Origin of the sequence: Vibrio lentus (assembly GCF_002875945.1) — a bacterium.
Taxonomy (GTDB): Bacteria; Pseudomonadota; Gammaproteobacteria; order Enterobacterales; family Vibrionaceae; genus Vibrio; species Vibrio apostichopi.
Genome location: NZ_MCZK01000176.1, coordinates 21,837 through 37,177 on the forward strand (window position 1 = coordinate 21,837; position 15,341 = coordinate 37,177).

Below are 15,341 nucleotides of genomic sequence, written 5' to 3' on the forward strand. Positions count from 1 at the left end.
TTGTCTCTTTCTTCATTCTTATGAAAATTGTAGGGGGGCATATGGGTGATATCGGGGTCACCCATTGCACTTTATCGTTATGTGTTGGCTTGTTTATAAAGCCGTTTTTTATCTAAATCAGTTTTTTACTTGTATGATTCGTTACGTATAACGCCTTTCATACCGTGCTATAAGTAACTTTTTACCCAACCAAGTCCCTCTTCAGTCGTACCTCTTGGGTTGTATTCGCAACCAATCCATCCTTGGTAACCTGAATCATCTAGAACATTAAATAAATGTGGGTAATTCAGCTCGCCTTCCGATGGTTCGTGCCTTTCTGGTACAGAAGCGATTTGAATATGACCGGTATAAGCAGCAACCTCGCGAATCAAAGTACTTAAGTCGCCATCCATGATTTGCGCGTGGTACAGGTCGAGTTGCAGTTTCACATTTGACCTATCGACCAACTTAATAAGTTCGACAGCATCACGTTGGTGAGCAACGAAGTAATTAGGAACATCACGGCTATTCAGCGGTTCAATCATCAATTCAATGCCTTGCTCAGCAAACTTATCTGCGGCAAAACGAATGTTTGAGATGAAGGTTTCAACGTGTTGTTGTCCCGTGAAGTTCGCATCATGTAGACCCGACATCGCATGGACTTTTTTGCAGTTCAGAGCTTTAGCGTACATAAGTGCGGTATCAACACTGGCTTTAAACTCATCTTCACGGCCAGGAATCGCTGCAAAGCCACGTTCGCCTGCGTCCCAATCACCTGGAGGCATATTAAAAAGTGCTTGTTCAAAACCAAATTTCTGCATTTTTGCTGCAAGCTCTTCGGCCTCAAATGCATAAGGGAATAGGTATTCAACTGCTTTGAAACCCGCTTTGTGTGCCTTCTCAAAACGGTCTAGAAATGGCACTTCTGTGAATAACATCGTTAAGTTTGCTGCGAACTTAGCCATTATTTGCCTCTCCCTTTTAAATCCATCACTTCTTCGTCCGTTAGGTAACGGATATCATTCCCTTTCAATAAGAATGCTAATTTGGCGGTCTCTTCTAGCTCTTCAGCGTTATCAACGGCATCAACAAAGTCAGTGCCTGTTACTACTGGGCCGTGATTCGCCAACAAAAAGGCTCGGTAATCGCCAGCTCGCTTTGCAAGCTCTTCAGCGATTTGTGGGTCACCGGGGCGTAGGTAAGGAATCACTGGTAACTCACCAATTCTCATCACGAAATACGGTGTGAAAGCCTTAATCGCGTTGTTACGATCTAGCCCTTCAAGGCAAGACAGTGCAGTTAGGTATGTAGAGTGCAGATGCACAATCGCATTGCACTCTGCATTGTTTCTATAAATCGCTAAGTGGAACGCGGCTTCTTTTGATGGCTTCTTACCTGATATATGGTTGCCATCGATATCGACAACCGACAATTCCTCAGCCACAAGACGACCAAACGAAGAACCTGTTGGTGTTGCTAGGAAATGTCCATTTGGTAATTTGATAGATAGGTTACCTGCACCACCTGTCGCGTAACCTCGTTCGAACATTGAACGAGCGAGCGTTACCATTTGCTCTCTTAACTGCTGCTCGTTCATCAAAATTTTACTCATCTGAATCTCGCTTATGAAAAGAATGACTGCGCTTTAGCGAAGAAGTTTTCATCGCCAAAGTTGCCCGATTTAAGCGCTAGCGAAAGCTCACCTTCAACCGACTTAACCCAAGGTACACCCGGTGCGATCTGAGGGCCTATATGGAAACCTTTAACCGCCAAACTTTGCGTCACGACACCTGATGTTTCACCACCAGCGACAATGAAGTTTTTCACACCATGTTGTTGTAGTTTGATAACGAGTTGACTAAAAAACTGTTCAACGGCGTGGCTTGAAGCCTGTGCACCGTATTCTTCTTGAATAGCTCTAAGTGCAGTCGCATCAGCGGTTGCATAGACCAAAGGAGCAAAATCACCTTGGTTGTTAGTCATCACCCAATCGAATACTTCATTGGCGTATTGATCGTTGGTTAAGCATGCCTTCACATCGATAGCGAAATGAGGAGAGAGTTGCTTGTAAGCTGTAACTTGTTGATTAGTCATTACCGAGCAAGAACCAGAGAACACAACCGTTGGCGCTTTTATTGGGCTACCTGCGTTTTTTGCATCGCTTTGGTCAGCAAGATGTTCAGTCCAATTTTTTGCGATGCCCGCTGCTAAGCCTGAACCACCAGTGATGAGCTTCAGAGATTTAGCGGCTTGGCCTAACGTCACCAAGTGCTCTGCGTTAAAGGCATCAACTACCGCATAACGGATGCCTTGAGCTTTTAATTCGTTAAAACGAGCGGTAATTGCATCAGAGCCCTGTTCAATCGTTTGAAAGTTAACCAAACCAGAAACACCTTTTGATTGTGCATCCATCATTCGAACCACACTTGAATCCGTCATTGGTGTAACAGGGTGATTACGCATACCTGAATCACTGAGCAACTCACCAAAAACAAACAAGTGGCCGTTGTAAACCGTGCGACCGTTTATTGGTAATGCAGGGCAAACCATAGTGAAATCTTCGCCAAGCTCAGCCAACAGTGCATCAGTTACAGGGCCAATATTGCCCTCAGCCGTGCTGTCAAAGGTCGAGCAATATTTGAAGTAAAACTGTTGGCAGCCTTGAGATTGAAGCCATTTAAGCGCAGTAACAGAATCAGTAATCGCTTCATCTACCGGACACGAACGAGATTTAAGGCTGATAACAACCGCATCGGCTGCTGCATCAAAATCACCTGTGGGAATGCCGTTCAATTGAATAGTACGCATCCCGTTTTCAACAAGGAAACCCGCTATATCTGTTGCGCCAGTAAAGTCGTCTGCAATAACACCTAACAACATGATTACTTCTCCACTTTTGGTGTGTTAACACCTGGTAGGTCAATGCCTTGAAACACTTTTATCACAGCGCTGTCGTCTTCTTGACCAAAGCCAGCATTACTCGCACTCACGAACATATTCAGTGCTGCACTTGATAGAGGAAGTGGGAATTTCAGGTCTTGAGCGGTATCCGATACCAAGTTTAAATCCTTAACAAAGATATCGACCATAGATTTTGGAGAGTAGTCACCATCAACAACGTGCTTCATTCGATTCTCGAACATCCAAGAATTGCCCGCCGCATTGGTTACTACGTTGTACATCAGATCTAGAGGGATGTTTGCGCGTGCCGCTAATGCCATCGCTTCCGCTCCTGCAGCAATGTGAACACCTGCAAGTAACTGATGAATAATCTTCACAGTCGCGCCAAGTCCAATCGCTTCGCCAATGTTGTAGACTTTTGCAGCGGTTGCATCGAGTACAGGAGCCAGAGCTTCGAATGTGCTTACTGCACCTGAAGCCATGATGGTCATTTCACCAGCTTCTGCTTTTACTGCACCACCTGAAACGGGCGCATCAAGCATCACAAGGCCGTACTCAGATAACTGAGCTTCGATTTGTTTTGCGTCTTTCGCGGAAATTGTCGCCGATACCATAACTGGCGTATTAGGTCTTAATGCCGCCGCGAGGCCTGTTTTGAACAGCACCGTATCAGCTTGAACAGCGTTCACAACCAATACCAAAACAGAATCGAGTTTGTCTGCAAACTCCACCGCACTGGTTGATACCGCTTTTGCGCCATATTCACCCAAGGTTTCAAGCGCTTGTGGATTCAAATCAAAACCATATACATCAAGCCCTGCACGTACACATGACTTAGCTGCACCCATACCCATAGAACCTAAACCGATAACACCAACAGATTGAACTTCACTCATAACAAGATGCCTTTCACGTAATTATTGAATTCTAGATTTGTTAATTCTTGTTTATGTTTGTGATTATATGTGAAGCAACCGAATGCGACTTAGTGATAAGTCACATTTTTAACAAAAGTTAACAAGCAAAGATAATTTAACCCTTTCGAGGCATTTGATAATGGTAATTTCGGCGGCTATCACAGTTCTAATTACTATTTAACAACAGATATTCACAGATATTCACAACATCGCGAAAGATTGATAGGATGATGAAAAATAAGAACATAGAAGAAGAATCATGATTCCAGCGGAACGTCAGAGAACCATTTTGTCACTGTTATCACACCAAGAAGTGATCAGTATTTCTGAGCTCATTGAGCACCTAGAGGTGTCTCATATGACCATTCGTCGAGATATCGTAAAGCTAGAAACATCTGGGAAAGTGATTTCTGTTTCGGGTGGCGTGCAGCTAACTAAGGCACTTCACAGCGAGTTATCCCACGATATTAAAGTAGAGCAACAGTCCAGTGAAAAGGCTCAAATTGGCCAATTGGCTGCACAGTTAGTTCCTGAGTTCTCGACTATCTACCTAGATGCAGGAACAACTTCTTTGGAGATCGCCCATCAACTTGCTGGTCGTGATGACCTACTGATTATTACCAATGACTTTGCGATTGCCGCATACCTAATGAACAACACACAATCTGAGATTTACCATACTGGTGGCAAGATTGATCGTGAAAATCAATCTAGTATTGGGGGGAAAGTGGCTGAGTTCTTGGCAGGGATGAATATTGATATCGCGTTTATCTCTTCTTCATCTTGGAATCTAAAAGGGCTATCAACACCTTGTGAAAATAAGGTATTAGTCAAACAAGCCATTGTTCAAGCAGCTAATACTAACTATCTGATTTCAGACTCAACCAAGTACGGGCGCATCGCTACTTTCCACGCCTTAGATTTAAGTGCGCTTGATGGTGTGATCACCGACATTGATCTTTCAAGTAGCGTAATTGATGAACTTCAAGACAAAGGTATCAAGGTCATTAATTCATAACTTCATATCGCGGCTTTATTTCAGGCTTCCGCTATAACATTCGGAGCCTGACTGCCTCCACGCCAAATACATTCCCTTATCCACTCGACAAAAATAATTCTTACAATTAAGCGTTTATATTCATTAATAATATTGTCATCAGACGGCATAATGGTCACAAATCCCTTCAACGAGTCTGGTTATGTTCTACAAGTACCTTTTGCCATTGGCTTTACCACTTATTTTTGTGCTTCCTACGCAGGCCGAAACCTTTAATGAGCGAATGGAACGTATCGGACAAGAAAATGCGCTAGCGAAAACCATGACTGACACGCAAGTTAAATTGATACAAAAAGTAGTGCAAACCAACCACTGCGCTAAGGTGGCATTAACCCATCACCAACGCATTTTGGGTCAATACCAAGTTGAGACATCCTCTTCCGAGTTGTTCGTCAAATGGCGTAAACTTGGCAAGCAACTAGACAAAAAATATGAGACCGATTACCCCGGTTATCCAAAGCATGTTTTTCAAGAATATCCGGCAGCCTCAAGCAAAGTCGATGGTTATTTATTTGCATTGATCGACAACGGTTTAAACGAACAATCTTGGATCGCCAAAGAATTCAAACAGTGTAAAAGCAACAAGCTGATTTCGAAGGCGTAAGTGCTATTGAGGTCAGACGCGATCCTGGTAAAACCTCTCGCTCTGCTATCAAATCAGTACAACACGAAAAAGAATCTCAAAACCTCGACCACACACGAATGTGTTCAATGCAGCAAGCCACCACCTCACAAGTGTAGATATTGGATTTACTGCATCTAATCTCAGTTTCAATGGCACTCTATTGAAACTCAATTGGGATAGGTTAGTCTCTGAAGCTATATAAGAACAATGGCAATAAAGAGTGGTAAATAAAGCAATGTACGTTGACTATCATAAGCGGCTCATTCCCGTTGTCCGCTATCTAGAAAAGCACTTTAACGAGCCACTCAACCTAATCGAAGTCGCGGCGTTGGCCAACTTTTCACCCTACCACTTTCATCGCACTTTTAAGGCAGTTCAGGGCGAGACCCTTGCTGATTTCATTCGCCGATTGAGACTCGAAGCGGCAGCTAATGATCTCTTCAAATCCAAGCAGCCCATTATTAATATTGCATTGGACTATGGGTTCTCATCGTCTCAAAGTTTTGCCAAGGCATTCAAACAACACTTTGGTGTCACACCCAGTGCCTTCCGTGATTGTGAAGATTACCAAGCGTTCAGCGAGCTAACTCGAAATAGCAAGATTGGACACACGTTGCGCAAGAATGGAAACGATGCAGTGGCAAGCAATTCATATACTGACTCCGAACGAACAACATGGAGTATGACAATGAAAACGCAACAATTCGAACCATCAAAACTAGCGTATGTACGAGTGACAGGCCCTTACGGACAAGGTTATGAAGGGCCAAGCGGTCGTCTTTATCAATGGGCCGAAATGAAAGGGTTAGCAGGTAACAGCTGCATCTTTATCTATCATGACAATCCGGAAATCACACCGAACGATAAATGCCGTACAGACATCTGCTTGATGGTTTCAGACGACACTGAAGTGCCCAGTGGAATCGAATTGAAAGATTTCCCCGGTGGACAATATGCAGTGATGCGCCAAACGATCACAGAGCCAAGCCAATACGCTAAAGCGTGGGACGACCTAATGAGTAAGGTCATAGAGTCTGGCCTAGAAACCGAAGACCGACCTTGCTTTGAGCTTTACCACAGCTACGATCAACAGACTCAGCATTCAGACGTTAGCTTCTGCACCGCAATTAAATAACAAGAGTAAACACAGTAATAAAGCCTACCTCGTGTAGGCTTTCGTCCTTTAGTTAGCGAACCAATCAGAACTCTGACTAAAGCTTCTTAAAGTCTATGGTTCCACTTACCTTGATGGTCACGGTCGCAATTCTCTTGTGTATCGAAGCTCACGTGCTTATCGATATTCTTCAATGTGATCCCAACCTGACTAAACGCCTTTTGGATGGTAACAGAGACCTCCTGCTGACCTCCTCCCTCTAAGAAGTTAGCTCTATCTTGATTGGTGTCGAATACGCAGACGATTTTTAGGCTCTGTGGAAAAGAAGAGAAATTGACCGTATGAGTCACCCATAGAAAACCATCGTAGCTCTTCAACGTATCTTCACAAACGTCCGTTAACACGTCTCTGATCTGATTTTCGATCTTCTTATCTGATTTACGCATGCAGCAAACTTCCTATTTAACACCTTAAAAAATAAGGTTTTTCGGTCAATATTGTTTGAACGATATTGGACACTGTGACTGTTTCAAATGCAAAGTATTTATACTCCCACCGATAAATTCCACAATGTGGGACTCTTGTTTCACAAAGTGGAATGTTGATAGTTATCACATTATCAATAGCAAACTACCGCTATATTTCTCTCATACAACGAGAGGCGGTTTTATGAGCAAGTTACAAGGTAATCAAACATTGGTAAAAGCAATCGCGGTCATCGACTCGATCGCTGAAGGTAATCGACAACTGAAAGATGTGTGTGAACATTTGCAGCTGCCGAAATCTACGGTGCACAGAATTATCCAAGGCCTTATTGAAGCTCGCTATATCCGAGAAGTGAAAGGGATTGGTCTAGTGCTAGGTACTAAAATGATTCAACTTGGTATCCGCGCCCAACAAGACATGCCTCTCAAAGAAATTGCGAAACCCTTTATTCGCGAACTTGCAGCTCAAACTAAAGATACCGTCCATCTAGGCATCAAAGATGAGGATCAAATCTTCTACCTAGATAAAATCCCGGGAGAGCGTGCAATTCAACTGCGATCTCAAGTGGGAGACCGACTGCCAATGTCTGCAACGGGGATTGGAAAAGCGTTAATGATTGATATGCCAAAGATGGAATGGATTCGACTTATTTCATCGCAAACTAATCATGACGTCGAGTCGATGCTAAAAAGAATGAATGAATATTCTAAGCATGACTATAGCTATGACTTAGAAGATAACGAAGACCTTGTACGTTGCGTTGCTGTACCAATAAGAAATAAATATAACAATATTATTGCAGCTATATCAGTAACCAGCATTAAAGAATACATGTCTGACGAAAGAATGACGGAATTAATCCCTGTTATTACTGAATATTGTCAGAAAATATCCAAGAAACTTAATTAACCCTACAGGTGTATGTAACGTACACTTTATATAAATAATAAATCAATCAGGTACGACTATGTCTAGAACCGGAAAAATTCTAGCCATTGGTGGGGTGTTTGTCGCCTCAATCATTGGTGCAGCTATTGCTACAAATTCTCAAGGAAATAACCAATCGAGTATTGCAGCAGGTGAATCTCAAGTTCAAACATTACGTTTCAGCATGAGCTCTAATAACAAACACCCTATCTATGATGGTGCTGCTAAGTTTAAAGAAATTGTTGAGAAATTTACTGAACTGAAGGTGGATATATACCCTTCAGCGCAATTAGGTGATGACCGTGCGGCGATTGAAATGCTGCAATTAGGAACACTTGACGTATCTATTCCATCGACGGGTCCACTGGCTAACTTCTACCCTGAATACAATGTGTTCGACCTTCCCTTTATGATCACCAGTGAAGATGTCGCAGATAAAGTGCTACGCAGCGAATTTGGCGACGACATGCTGAAAAGACTGGAGTCAAAAGGCTTAGTCGGCCTGGATTTCTGGGAAAATGGCTTCCGTCATGTAACTAATTCACGTCGTGCTGTGAAATCGATTGAAGATGTGAAAGGCCTAAAGATCCGTACTATGGAGAGCCCACTTCACCTAGACGCTTGGAAAGCAATGGGCGCAACCCCAACGCCGATGGCCTTCAACGAACTGTTCACAGCACTGCAGCAAGGCACGGTTGACGGGCAAGAAAACCCTTACCCGAATATCGCACTGAACAACTTGTTCGAAGTACAAGAAACCTTATCAAACACAGGCCATGTATACACACCATTGGCTTTAATTGTTAGCCAAGCGACATGGAACAAACTAAGCCGTCACGATCAAAGGGTTCTGCGCCAAGCCGCTATTGATGCTGGCGACTACGAGCGTCAAGTTAACCGTCGAGTCAATCTTGAAAGCTTGGATGTTATTAAACAAAACATGGAAGTAGTAACGCTAACACCTGAAGCACTGGTTGGCTTCCAAGAAGCGACTAAGCCCGTTATTGAGAAATACACACCAATCATTGGCAAAGATGTTGTCTCCGCTTTCCAAGAACAAATTAAAAAAGCTGAAAACGAATTAGCCGCTCAGTAACTTAAGCCATCACTTAACATTTAGACCATTACATTATTAATACTGACTATTTTGATGATTAACCCTCAATAACTATCATTAATAAATAATAAACAAGCAATAGGTCTAAGTAATAAGTGAACAAGGAACCTTATTATGTTGAATTGGTTAGATAAGTATTTTGAAAATACGATAGCCGTAATACTGCTCGTTATTATGACGGCGGCAATATTCTTACAAGTAGTATCCAGAACATTCGATTATTCAATTGCTTGGACTGAAGAGTTAGCTCGCTATTGTTTCATTTGGTTAGTTTATATCGGCATCAGCTTTGCTGTCGCGAAAAAGAGCCACATAAAAATAGAAGCCATAGCAATGTTAATTGATGAGAAGGAAAAAAAGTACCTAAGCCTATTTTCGGACTTCGTCTTCTTAGCATTCTCTGTTGTTATTTTATTTAAATCAACGCAGATGGTGGCGAACCTATATTACCTAGGTCAAACATCACCAGCACTTGGGTTGCCAATGTGGATCGTTTATCTAGCTGGCCCAATAGGCTTTGCACTTACATCAATCAGGTTGATTCAACAGATGGTATCCACCACTGATGACATCAAAACAGCGAAATAGGAGGTAATCATGTCAGTATTTATTTTGTTTGCGACTTTCGCACTACTCGTTATTGCCTCTGTGCCCATTGCTATCTCATTGGGTATGGCAACGCTACTCACCATTATTTCAACCGGCACCTTAAGCGTTGATTTTCTTGTGAGTACCTTAATCACCTCTGTCGATTCTTTCCCAATTATGGCAGTACCATTTTTCATCCTAGCGGGTGACATCATGGGCAGCGGCGGTATCTCGCAACGTTTGGTGAACTTTGCTAACTCATTAGTGAAAAACATCACGGGTGGCTTCGCGATTGCTTCAATCATTACATGTATGTTCTTCGCTGCTATCTCGGGCTCAGGCCCAGCTACAGTAGCAGCGGTTGGCGGCATCATGATTCCAGCGATGATCAAGTACGGCTACGACAAGGGCTTTGCAACCGCGGTTGTCACAGCAGCAGGTGCGATTGGTGTCATGATTCCACCAAGCATCCCAATGGTGATGTACGGCGTATCTGCAGGCGTATCAATTGGCGACTTATTCATTGCAGGCATCATCCCAGGCATCTTGGTATCGCTTTGTTTGATGGCTTGGGCATACATCTACTCTAAGAAAAAAGGCTACAAAGGATCAGACGAACCGTTTAGCTGGAAAGAGGTGTGGGCTCAATTTAAACACGCTCAACTCGCTCTGCTTATCCCAGTAATCATTCTTGGCGGTATCTACGGCGGTATTTTCACCCCAACAGAAGCAAGTGTAGTAGCGGTGGTTTATGGCCTTATTGTGAGCCTATTCGCCTACAAAGAAATTACCTTTAAAGACTTACCAAAAATCTTCACTAAATCGGTGATTACTTCCGTGATTGTGTTGTTGATTGTAGGTACCGCGACTGCCTTTGGTAAGTACTTAGCACTTGAGCAAATTCCAACACAAATTGCTAACGCGATGCTTGAGTTCTCTGATAGCAAGGTGATCTTCATTATCTTGATGGTAGCTCTACTGCTCGTCGTCGGCTGTTTCATGGAGACCGTTGCGGCAATCATTATTCTGACGCCAATCTTGGTTCCAGTGGCCATGCTATTCGGTTTCAACCCAGTACACATCGGCATCATCATGGTGGTGACATTGGCTATCGGGTTTATCACTCCTCCTCTCGGTCTAAACTTATTTGTTGGCTCGAGCGTTTCAGGGGTCTCTGTTGAGAAACTTTCTAAAGCCATTATCCCGTTCTTCTTAGCCATGATGTTCGCGTTAACGCTGATTGTATTTATTCCTCAGATATCTCTGATTCTGATTTAAGTAAGGTATTTATTGTGAAAATTATTGATGTCATTCCACACGCAATCTCAGTTCCACTAGAGACGCCATTTTACTTCGCACAAGGCTGGGTTCATAACCGTAGCTCAATGATCATCGAAATCGTTACTGATGAAGGGGTTGTTGGTTTTGGTGAAGCTCTGTGTCACGGCCTACAGAGCCCACACATTGCGGCGGCATTTATTGAACATACCTTTAAGCCACTACTGCTCGGACGCAGCCCGTTCGACGTGGAAGTGCTTTGGGAAGAGATGTACAACGTGACTCGCCCATACGGTCAAGGTGGTTCTGCGGTGAACGCGATCAGCGGTGTTGATATTGCACTGTGGGATGTCATTGGTAAGGCTCTCAATAAACCAATTCACTCACTGATCGGCGGTGCTTTCCGCAAGGAAGTCACCCCGTACGCAACTGGCTTTTATCGTGTCGCAGACGCGAAATATCCAGAAGCAGCTATTGAGGAAGCACATCGCTATGTCGATGGTGGCTTTGAAGCGTTCAAACTCAAAATTGGATTTGGCGTAGATGAAGACATCGCCTTCATTCGTTCGATTCGTGAAGCCGTTGGTAATGATGTGAAGATCATGGCTGATGCTAATGGGGCGTACAACGCCGCTGCTGCACGTCGCATCATCAAAGAAACAGAAGAGTTCAACCTGTACTTCTTAGAGGAGCTGTTAGCTCCAGAAGACATTGCTGGCTATCAAGAAATCAAGAACCTTTCTAAAACTTATATCGCCGCAGGTGAGCAACTGTTCGGGAAAATGGGCTACCGCCCTTGGCTTGAACAGAGAGCGTTAGACGTGATTCAACCTGATCTATGTTCTTCAGGTGGTATCACGGAATGTAAGAAGATTGCAGCAATGGCACAAGCAAACCACACCATGATGACTCCACACGTGTGGGGTTCTGGCATTGGTATTGCGGCCTCTTTGCAGTTTATTGCTTCGCTACCAAGTTCACCACTATCACTCACCCCTATCGAGCCAATGCTTGAGTTTGACCAGTCTTCACACCCATTCCGTAAAGATCTCATTTGCGATGGCATCAAGATGGAAAACGGCAAGGTACAAATCTCTACCAAACCGGGCATCGGTGTCGATGTGAATACCGATATCATCAAGCAGTACAAAGTTAACTAAATAAGCAAAGTTAACTAAAGAGACAAGGTTAACTAAATAAACAGAGTTGGCTAGATCCGAACGTTAACGGTTCGACAAAGTAAACCGATAAAAATGTACATCAACTAAACCTAAAACTGCGCGCCTTAGGGCGCGTCTGTGAGCTGTAATTATGAATCAAAAAAACAAAATCAGTTGGCTAATTCTGGATTGGGGAACGACAAACTTTCGTGCCTTTGCCATGGATGAACAAGGACAGGTCGTTGATAAAACAGAACGCAAAATGGGGCTGCTTCAGGTTGAAGATGGTGCCTTTGCAACCAAGCTTGAAACATTACTGAGTGAGTGGCTCGGCGAATACCAACACTTCCCAATTTATATGGCAGGTATGGTTGGTTCTGCACAGGGCTGGGTCAACGTCCCTTATGTATCCACGCCAACTAATGTGGAGTCCTTGGCTCAAAACACCCATCAATTCGACCTCCCTTGGGGGGCAACAGCCACCATCATTCCGGGTGTCAGCCATTGTGATGAGCATGGCCACTACGACGTCATGCGTGGTGAAGAGGTTCAGTTGTTTGGACTTCTTGAGTTAGCAGGCAAACCGACGCTTGAAGCAGCCTTTCCGGGTACTCACAGCAAACACGCAAATATTGAAGCGGGTAAGTTAGTCTCGTTTTCAACCTACATGACTGGCGAACTTTTTTCTGCACTGTCGACACACACAATCCTAGGGCGTGGCTTACCTGAACAAATGAGTTCGACCACTGCTTTTGTGAAAGGGGTAAAGGAAAGCTCGAACCCGTCAATCACTAATCAACTTTTCAAAGCCAGAACGCATCGTCTATTCGGCAATCTAGAAGAGAGTGAGGTGTTTGATTACTTATCAGGGCTGTTAATCGGCAACGAAGTGCGAGAACTGCATCAAGAGAGCATCTACTTGGTGGGCGGGAAAGCCCTATCAGAACGCTATGACCAAGCATGTCGTCAGCTAAAGAAAACAACCGAATACGTGAATGGCGATGACACTTTCATCGCTGGAATGTTAAAAATTAAAGAGGCAATGAACAATGACAAATAAAGACTTTAACCTAAGTGATCACTTACCACTCGTTGCCATTATCCGTGGTGTAGAACCGGCAGATTGTATTCGTGTGACGCAGATTTTGATTGAGGAAGGCTTCTCAATGATTGAAGTGCCATTGAACTCACCAGATGCATTGACCAGCATTAAAATGCTAGTCGAACATTTCGGTGATCAATACTTAATTGGCGCGGGTACCGTTACCACACCAGAAAAAGCACAAGCTGTGATTGATACAGGTGCAAACTTAGTCGTAACGCCGAACTTCAACGAACAGGTCGTGAAAATGTCAGCGGCTGCAGGTTGCGTCAGCTTCCCTGGTGTTGTTACGCCAACAGAGGCGTTCGCTGCACTTGCTGCCGGCGCGACAGGGTTAAAACTATTCCCGGTTTCTGTCCTTGGGCTTGATGGCTTTAAAGCGTTGAATTCCGTGCTGCCTCCCGAAGCAATCTGCTTACCAGTAGGTGGAATCAACCCTACCATCGAAAGCATGAAACCATACTTAGACATCGGTGCGAAAGGCTTTGGTTTAGGAGCGTCACTTTACAAGCCAGGCTTATCTGACGACGAGATTCGCGCCAATGCAAAAGCATTCAATACCGCCTTTAAAGCGTCTGTAGCTTAAGTAAACTCGCCCAAATAGTAAGCAGAACCAACAATACAGCTCATATTTGTCTATGTGATTTGTTATCAAATCATACAGAACAATATGAGTCGTATTTCTTTTACTAAGACACTAGCTCGCCGCTTGTTCCCAATCAGTCAGTAACTTCATGATTACACGAGAGTCTTGATGAGTCGCCATCGGCGCAACAAGTTGTGTGTCACCTCGCTCAACAGCTTGGCGAATATTACGCACTTGATAGTGGAAACCATCGCCTTGCGCTTCAGCTTTCACTTCACGTGTCGACGTTTCATAGATCTCAACCGTGAATGTGTTTTCTTCAGTCGGTAACCATGGATTTGTGTCGAGAGTGATACAGCCTTTGCTGCCTAAAATCGTAAAGCCGTGCTTTAAACCGTGATCTTCTGCGGTATGGATTTGCGCGGTGAAATGGTCATTGAAGCGCATCATCGCCGACGATTCACAGATGTTGCCATCTTGGCCTCGTCGACCGATTGCTGAGATCTGCACATCATCGAACACACTCTCACCAAACTGCTGTTGCGCGACAGAGTGAATCAGCGACATTGGGTAACAACCCAGATTATACAATGCGCCTTTGCTCGCAGGGTTCACGAACTGATCAATCGCCGCAACATAAGATCCTTGAATTGAGCGCACCTCGCCAATCTCACCGGTTGCCAACTCTTGATGAAGCTTGGCTATAAGTGGGTGGTTTAAGTACATCAAACCTTCTGCGAAGAATACACCTGCTTCTTTCACCGCTTGCAGAGCTTGTTCGGTTTTTTCCATATCAACCGATAACGATTTTTCACACAAAATCGCTTTGCCTTTTTGAGCGGCTTTAATCACGTATTCGTGGTGAACATGGTTTGGTAGAGCGATGTAGATAATGTCGACTGACTCATCTTCAATCAAAGCTTCATAGCTGTTGAAGGTCAATGTTGGCTGGTACTGCGCCGCAAACTCATTGAGTGTTTTCTCTGTGCGTCCAGCAACGGCATACAGCTCACTTTGAGCATCGCCTTTAATCGCATCGGCCATTACGCCTGAGATAAAGCTGGTTCCTAGGATTCCCCATTTCATGGCTTAGCTCTCCTTCTCTTGTGTTTTGATAAGCCCACGTTGGGTTTCAAATGCTTGTACTAATTCCGTTATATCACGCTCAATAAACGCTTGGGTATGAGGCATTCCAAAGTGCTGATTAATAGATTCACGGTTTGCGTATTGCTCAAGCAAAATCACGCGGTCGCTTTGGTTTTGATCATAGGTTGCTATCGCCTGTAGGCAGCCCGGCTCGCTCTGCATGTCTAGGCAAAACTGCTCGATAGCTTCTACTGCAGCATCACGTTCAATGTTGGTTTTAATCTTAAGTTCGGCAGTGACAAAGATAGTTTCGTTTGTTTGAGGCATTTCACGCTCTTATTTTAGTTAATTATCGGTTTGCCATTAATATAATTAACCCCTAAAAATTGATAAACTCACCTTTTGTTTATTGTTTATC

At 43.9% G+C, this 15,341-nt stretch carries 17 protein-coding genes; 10 read left to right on the forward strand and 7 right to left on the reverse strand.

The window, feature by feature from the left end; all coding sequences use genetic code 11:
* Positions 1-167: 167 nt before the first annotated feature.
* Genes otnI through ltnD form a run of 4 tightly spaced genes read right to left on the reverse strand, consistent with a single transcriptional unit; the run spans position 168 to position 3,776 of the window.
* Complete coding sequence (gene otnI / locus BCT49_RS24020) at positions 168-944, reverse strand: 2-oxo-tetronate isomerase (RefSeq protein ID WP_102438729.1); 777 nt, start codon at positions 942-944, stop codon at positions 168-170.
* Positions 944-1,591: an aldolase gene (locus BCT49_RS24025; RefSeq protein ID WP_198595900.1), complete on the reverse strand. Its 648-nt coding sequence runs from the start codon at positions 1,589-1,591 to the stop codon at positions 944-946. The genes otnI and BCT49_RS24025 overlap by 1 nt, the downstream gene beginning before the upstream one ends.
* Before the next feature lie 11 nt (positions 1,592-1,602).
* Complete coding sequence (gene otnK / locus BCT49_RS24030) at positions 1,603-2,859, reverse strand: 3-oxo-tetronate kinase (protein ID WP_102438731.1); 1,257 nt, start codon at positions 2,857-2,859, stop codon at positions 1,603-1,605.
* Between the two features lie 2 nt (positions 2,860-2,861).
* Positions 2,862-3,776, reverse strand: a complete 915-nt coding sequence (gene ltnD / locus BCT49_RS24035; protein ID WP_102438733.1) for an L-threonate dehydrogenase — start codon at positions 3,774-3,776, stop codon at positions 2,862-2,864.
* A gap of 280 nt (positions 3,777-4,056) precedes the next feature.
* Here ltnD and BCT49_RS24040 point away from each other — a divergent pair, with 280 nt between their 5' ends.
* The 3 genes from BCT49_RS24040 (at position 4,057) to BCT49_RS24050 (ending at position 6,614) form a co-directional block, all read left to right on the forward strand.
* Positions 4,057-4,815 carry a DeoR/GlpR family DNA-binding transcription regulator gene (locus BCT49_RS24040; protein WP_102438735.1) on the forward strand — a complete coding sequence of 253 codons (759 nt, stop codon included), beginning with the start codon at positions 4,057-4,059 and terminating at the stop codon, positions 4,813-4,815.
* Positions 4,816-4,996: 181 nt separating this feature from the next.
* Positions 4,997-5,458, forward strand: a complete 462-nt coding sequence (locus tag BCT49_RS24045) for a hypothetical protein (RefSeq protein ID WP_102438738.1) — start codon at positions 4,997-4,999, stop codon at positions 5,456-5,458.
* Positions 5,459-5,714: 256 nt separating this feature from the next.
* Positions 5,715-6,614, forward strand: a complete 900-nt coding sequence (locus tag BCT49_RS24050; RefSeq protein WP_029406297.1) for an AraC family transcriptional regulator — start codon at positions 5,715-5,717, stop codon at positions 6,612-6,614.
* A gap of 86 nt (positions 6,615-6,700) precedes the next feature.
* Here the strand turns inward: BCT49_RS24050 and BCT49_RS24055 are convergent, their stop codons facing one another.
* Positions 6,701-7,039 (reverse strand): hypothetical protein, encoded by a 339-nt coding sequence (locus tag BCT49_RS24055; protein WP_017089483.1) that lies wholly within the window; start codon positions 7,037-7,039, stop codon positions 6,701-6,703.
* A 223-nt stretch (positions 7,040-7,262) separates the two neighbouring features.
* Between BCT49_RS24055 and BCT49_RS24060 the strand changes: the two genes are divergently transcribed.
* From BCT49_RS24060 to BCT49_RS24090, 7 genes are all read left to right on the forward strand, one after another.
* Positions 7,263-7,988, forward strand: a complete 726-nt coding sequence (locus BCT49_RS24060) for an IclR family transcriptional regulator (protein ID WP_198595901.1) — start codon at positions 7,263-7,265, stop codon at positions 7,986-7,988.
* 58 nt (positions 7,989-8,046) lie between these two features.
* The gene (locus BCT49_RS24065) at positions 8,047-9,102 is read left to right on the forward strand and encodes a TRAP transporter substrate-binding protein (RefSeq protein WP_050643400.1); all 1,056 of its coding nucleotides are present in this window, start codon (positions 8,047-8,049) and stop codon (positions 9,100-9,102) included.
* A 135-nt stretch (positions 9,103-9,237) separates the two neighbouring features.
* Positions 9,238-9,711: a TRAP transporter small permease gene (locus tag BCT49_RS24070; protein ID WP_102438742.1), complete on the forward strand. Its 474-nt coding sequence runs from the start codon at positions 9,238-9,240 to the stop codon at positions 9,709-9,711.
* Between the two features lie 9 nt (positions 9,712-9,720).
* A complete protein-coding gene (locus BCT49_RS24075) occupies positions 9,721-10,989 on the forward strand; it encodes a TRAP transporter large permease (protein ID WP_048614493.1) in 1,269 nt (422 codons plus the stop codon).
* Positions 10,990-11,003: 14 nt separating this feature from the next.
* Positions 11,004-12,149 (forward strand): mandelate racemase/muconate lactonizing enzyme family protein, encoded by a 1,146-nt coding sequence (locus tag BCT49_RS24080; protein WP_102438744.1) that lies wholly within the window; start codon positions 11,004-11,006, stop codon positions 12,147-12,149.
* Positions 12,150-12,300: 151 nt separating this feature from the next.
* Complete coding sequence (locus BCT49_RS24085) at positions 12,301-13,209, forward strand: 2-dehydro-3-deoxygalactonokinase (protein WP_102438746.1); 909 nt, start codon at positions 12,301-12,303, stop codon at positions 13,207-13,209.
* Positions 13,199-13,837 (forward strand): 2-dehydro-3-deoxy-6-phosphogalactonate aldolase, encoded by a 639-nt coding sequence (locus BCT49_RS24090; protein ID WP_102438748.1) that lies wholly within the window; start codon positions 13,199-13,201, stop codon positions 13,835-13,837. The genes BCT49_RS24085 and BCT49_RS24090 overlap by 11 nt, the downstream gene beginning before the upstream one ends.
* A gap of 111 nt (positions 13,838-13,948) precedes the next feature.
* On the opposite strand, the gene BCT49_RS24095 is transcribed toward BCT49_RS24090, so the two are convergent.
* Entirely contained in the window at positions 13,949-14,923 is a 975-nt protein-coding gene (locus BCT49_RS24095; protein WP_102438750.1) for a Gfo/Idh/MocA family protein, read from the reverse strand.
* A gap of 3 nt (positions 14,924-14,926) precedes the next feature.
* Positions 14,927-15,250: a putative quinol monooxygenase gene (locus BCT49_RS24100; RefSeq protein WP_102438752.1), complete on the reverse strand. Its 324-nt coding sequence runs from the start codon at positions 15,248-15,250 to the stop codon at positions 14,927-14,929.
* Positions 15,251-15,341 lie beyond the last annotated feature (91 nt).

Excerpts from the sequence above, each read along its gene's own strand:
- otnI (WP_102438729.1), bottom strand. The coding sequence starts at position 944 with ATGGCTAAGTTCGCAGCAAACTTAACGATGTTATTCACAGAAGTGCCA.
- BCT49_RS24025 (WP_198595900.1), bottom strand. The coding sequence starts at position 1,591 with ATGAGTAAAATTTTGATGAACGAGCAGCAGTTAAGAGAGCAAATGGTA.
- otnK (WP_102438731.1), bottom strand. The coding sequence starts at position 2,859 with ATGTTGTTAGGTGTTATTGCAGACGACTTTACTGGCGCAACAGATATA.
- ltnD (WP_102438733.1), bottom strand. The coding sequence starts at position 3,776 with ATGAGTGAAGTTCAATCTGTTGGTGTTATCGGTTTAGGTTCTATGGGT.
- BCT49_RS24040 (WP_102438735.1), top strand. The coding sequence starts at position 4,057 with ATGATTCCAGCGGAACGTCAGAGAACCATTTTGTCACTGTTATCACAC.
- BCT49_RS24045 (WP_102438738.1), top strand. The coding sequence starts at position 4,997 with ATGTTCTACAAGTACCTTTTGCCATTGGCTTTACCACTTATTTTTGTG.
- BCT49_RS24050 (WP_029406297.1), top strand. The coding sequence starts at position 5,715 with ATGTACGTTGACTATCATAAGCGGCTCATTCCCGTTGTCCGCTATCTA.
- BCT49_RS24055 (WP_017089483.1), bottom strand. The coding sequence starts at position 7,039 with ATGCGTAAATCAGATAAGAAGATCGAAAATCAGATCAGAGACGTGTTA.
- BCT49_RS24060 (WP_198595901.1), top strand. The coding sequence starts at position 7,263 with ATGAGCAAGTTACAAGGTAATCAAACATTGGTAAAAGCAATCGCGGTC.
- BCT49_RS24065 (WP_050643400.1), top strand. The coding sequence starts at position 8,047 with ATGTCTAGAACCGGAAAAATTCTAGCCATTGGTGGGGTGTTTGTCGCC.
- BCT49_RS24070 (WP_102438742.1), top strand. The coding sequence starts at position 9,238 with ATGTTGAATTGGTTAGATAAGTATTTTGAAAATACGATAGCCGTAATA.
- BCT49_RS24075 (WP_048614493.1), top strand. The coding sequence starts at position 9,721 with ATGTCAGTATTTATTTTGTTTGCGACTTTCGCACTACTCGTTATTGCC.
- BCT49_RS24085 (WP_102438746.1), top strand. The coding sequence starts at position 12,301 with ATGAATCAAAAAAACAAAATCAGTTGGCTAATTCTGGATTGGGGAACG.
- BCT49_RS24090 (WP_102438748.1), top strand. The coding sequence starts at position 13,199 with ATGACAAATAAAGACTTTAACCTAAGTGATCACTTACCACTCGTTGCC.
- BCT49_RS24095 (WP_102438750.1), bottom strand. The coding sequence starts at position 14,923 with ATGAAATGGGGAATCCTAGGAACCAGCTTTATCTCAGGCGTAATGGCC.
- BCT49_RS24100 (WP_102438752.1), bottom strand. The coding sequence starts at position 15,250 with ATGCCTCAAACAAACGAAACTATCTTTGTCACTGCCGAACTTAAGATT.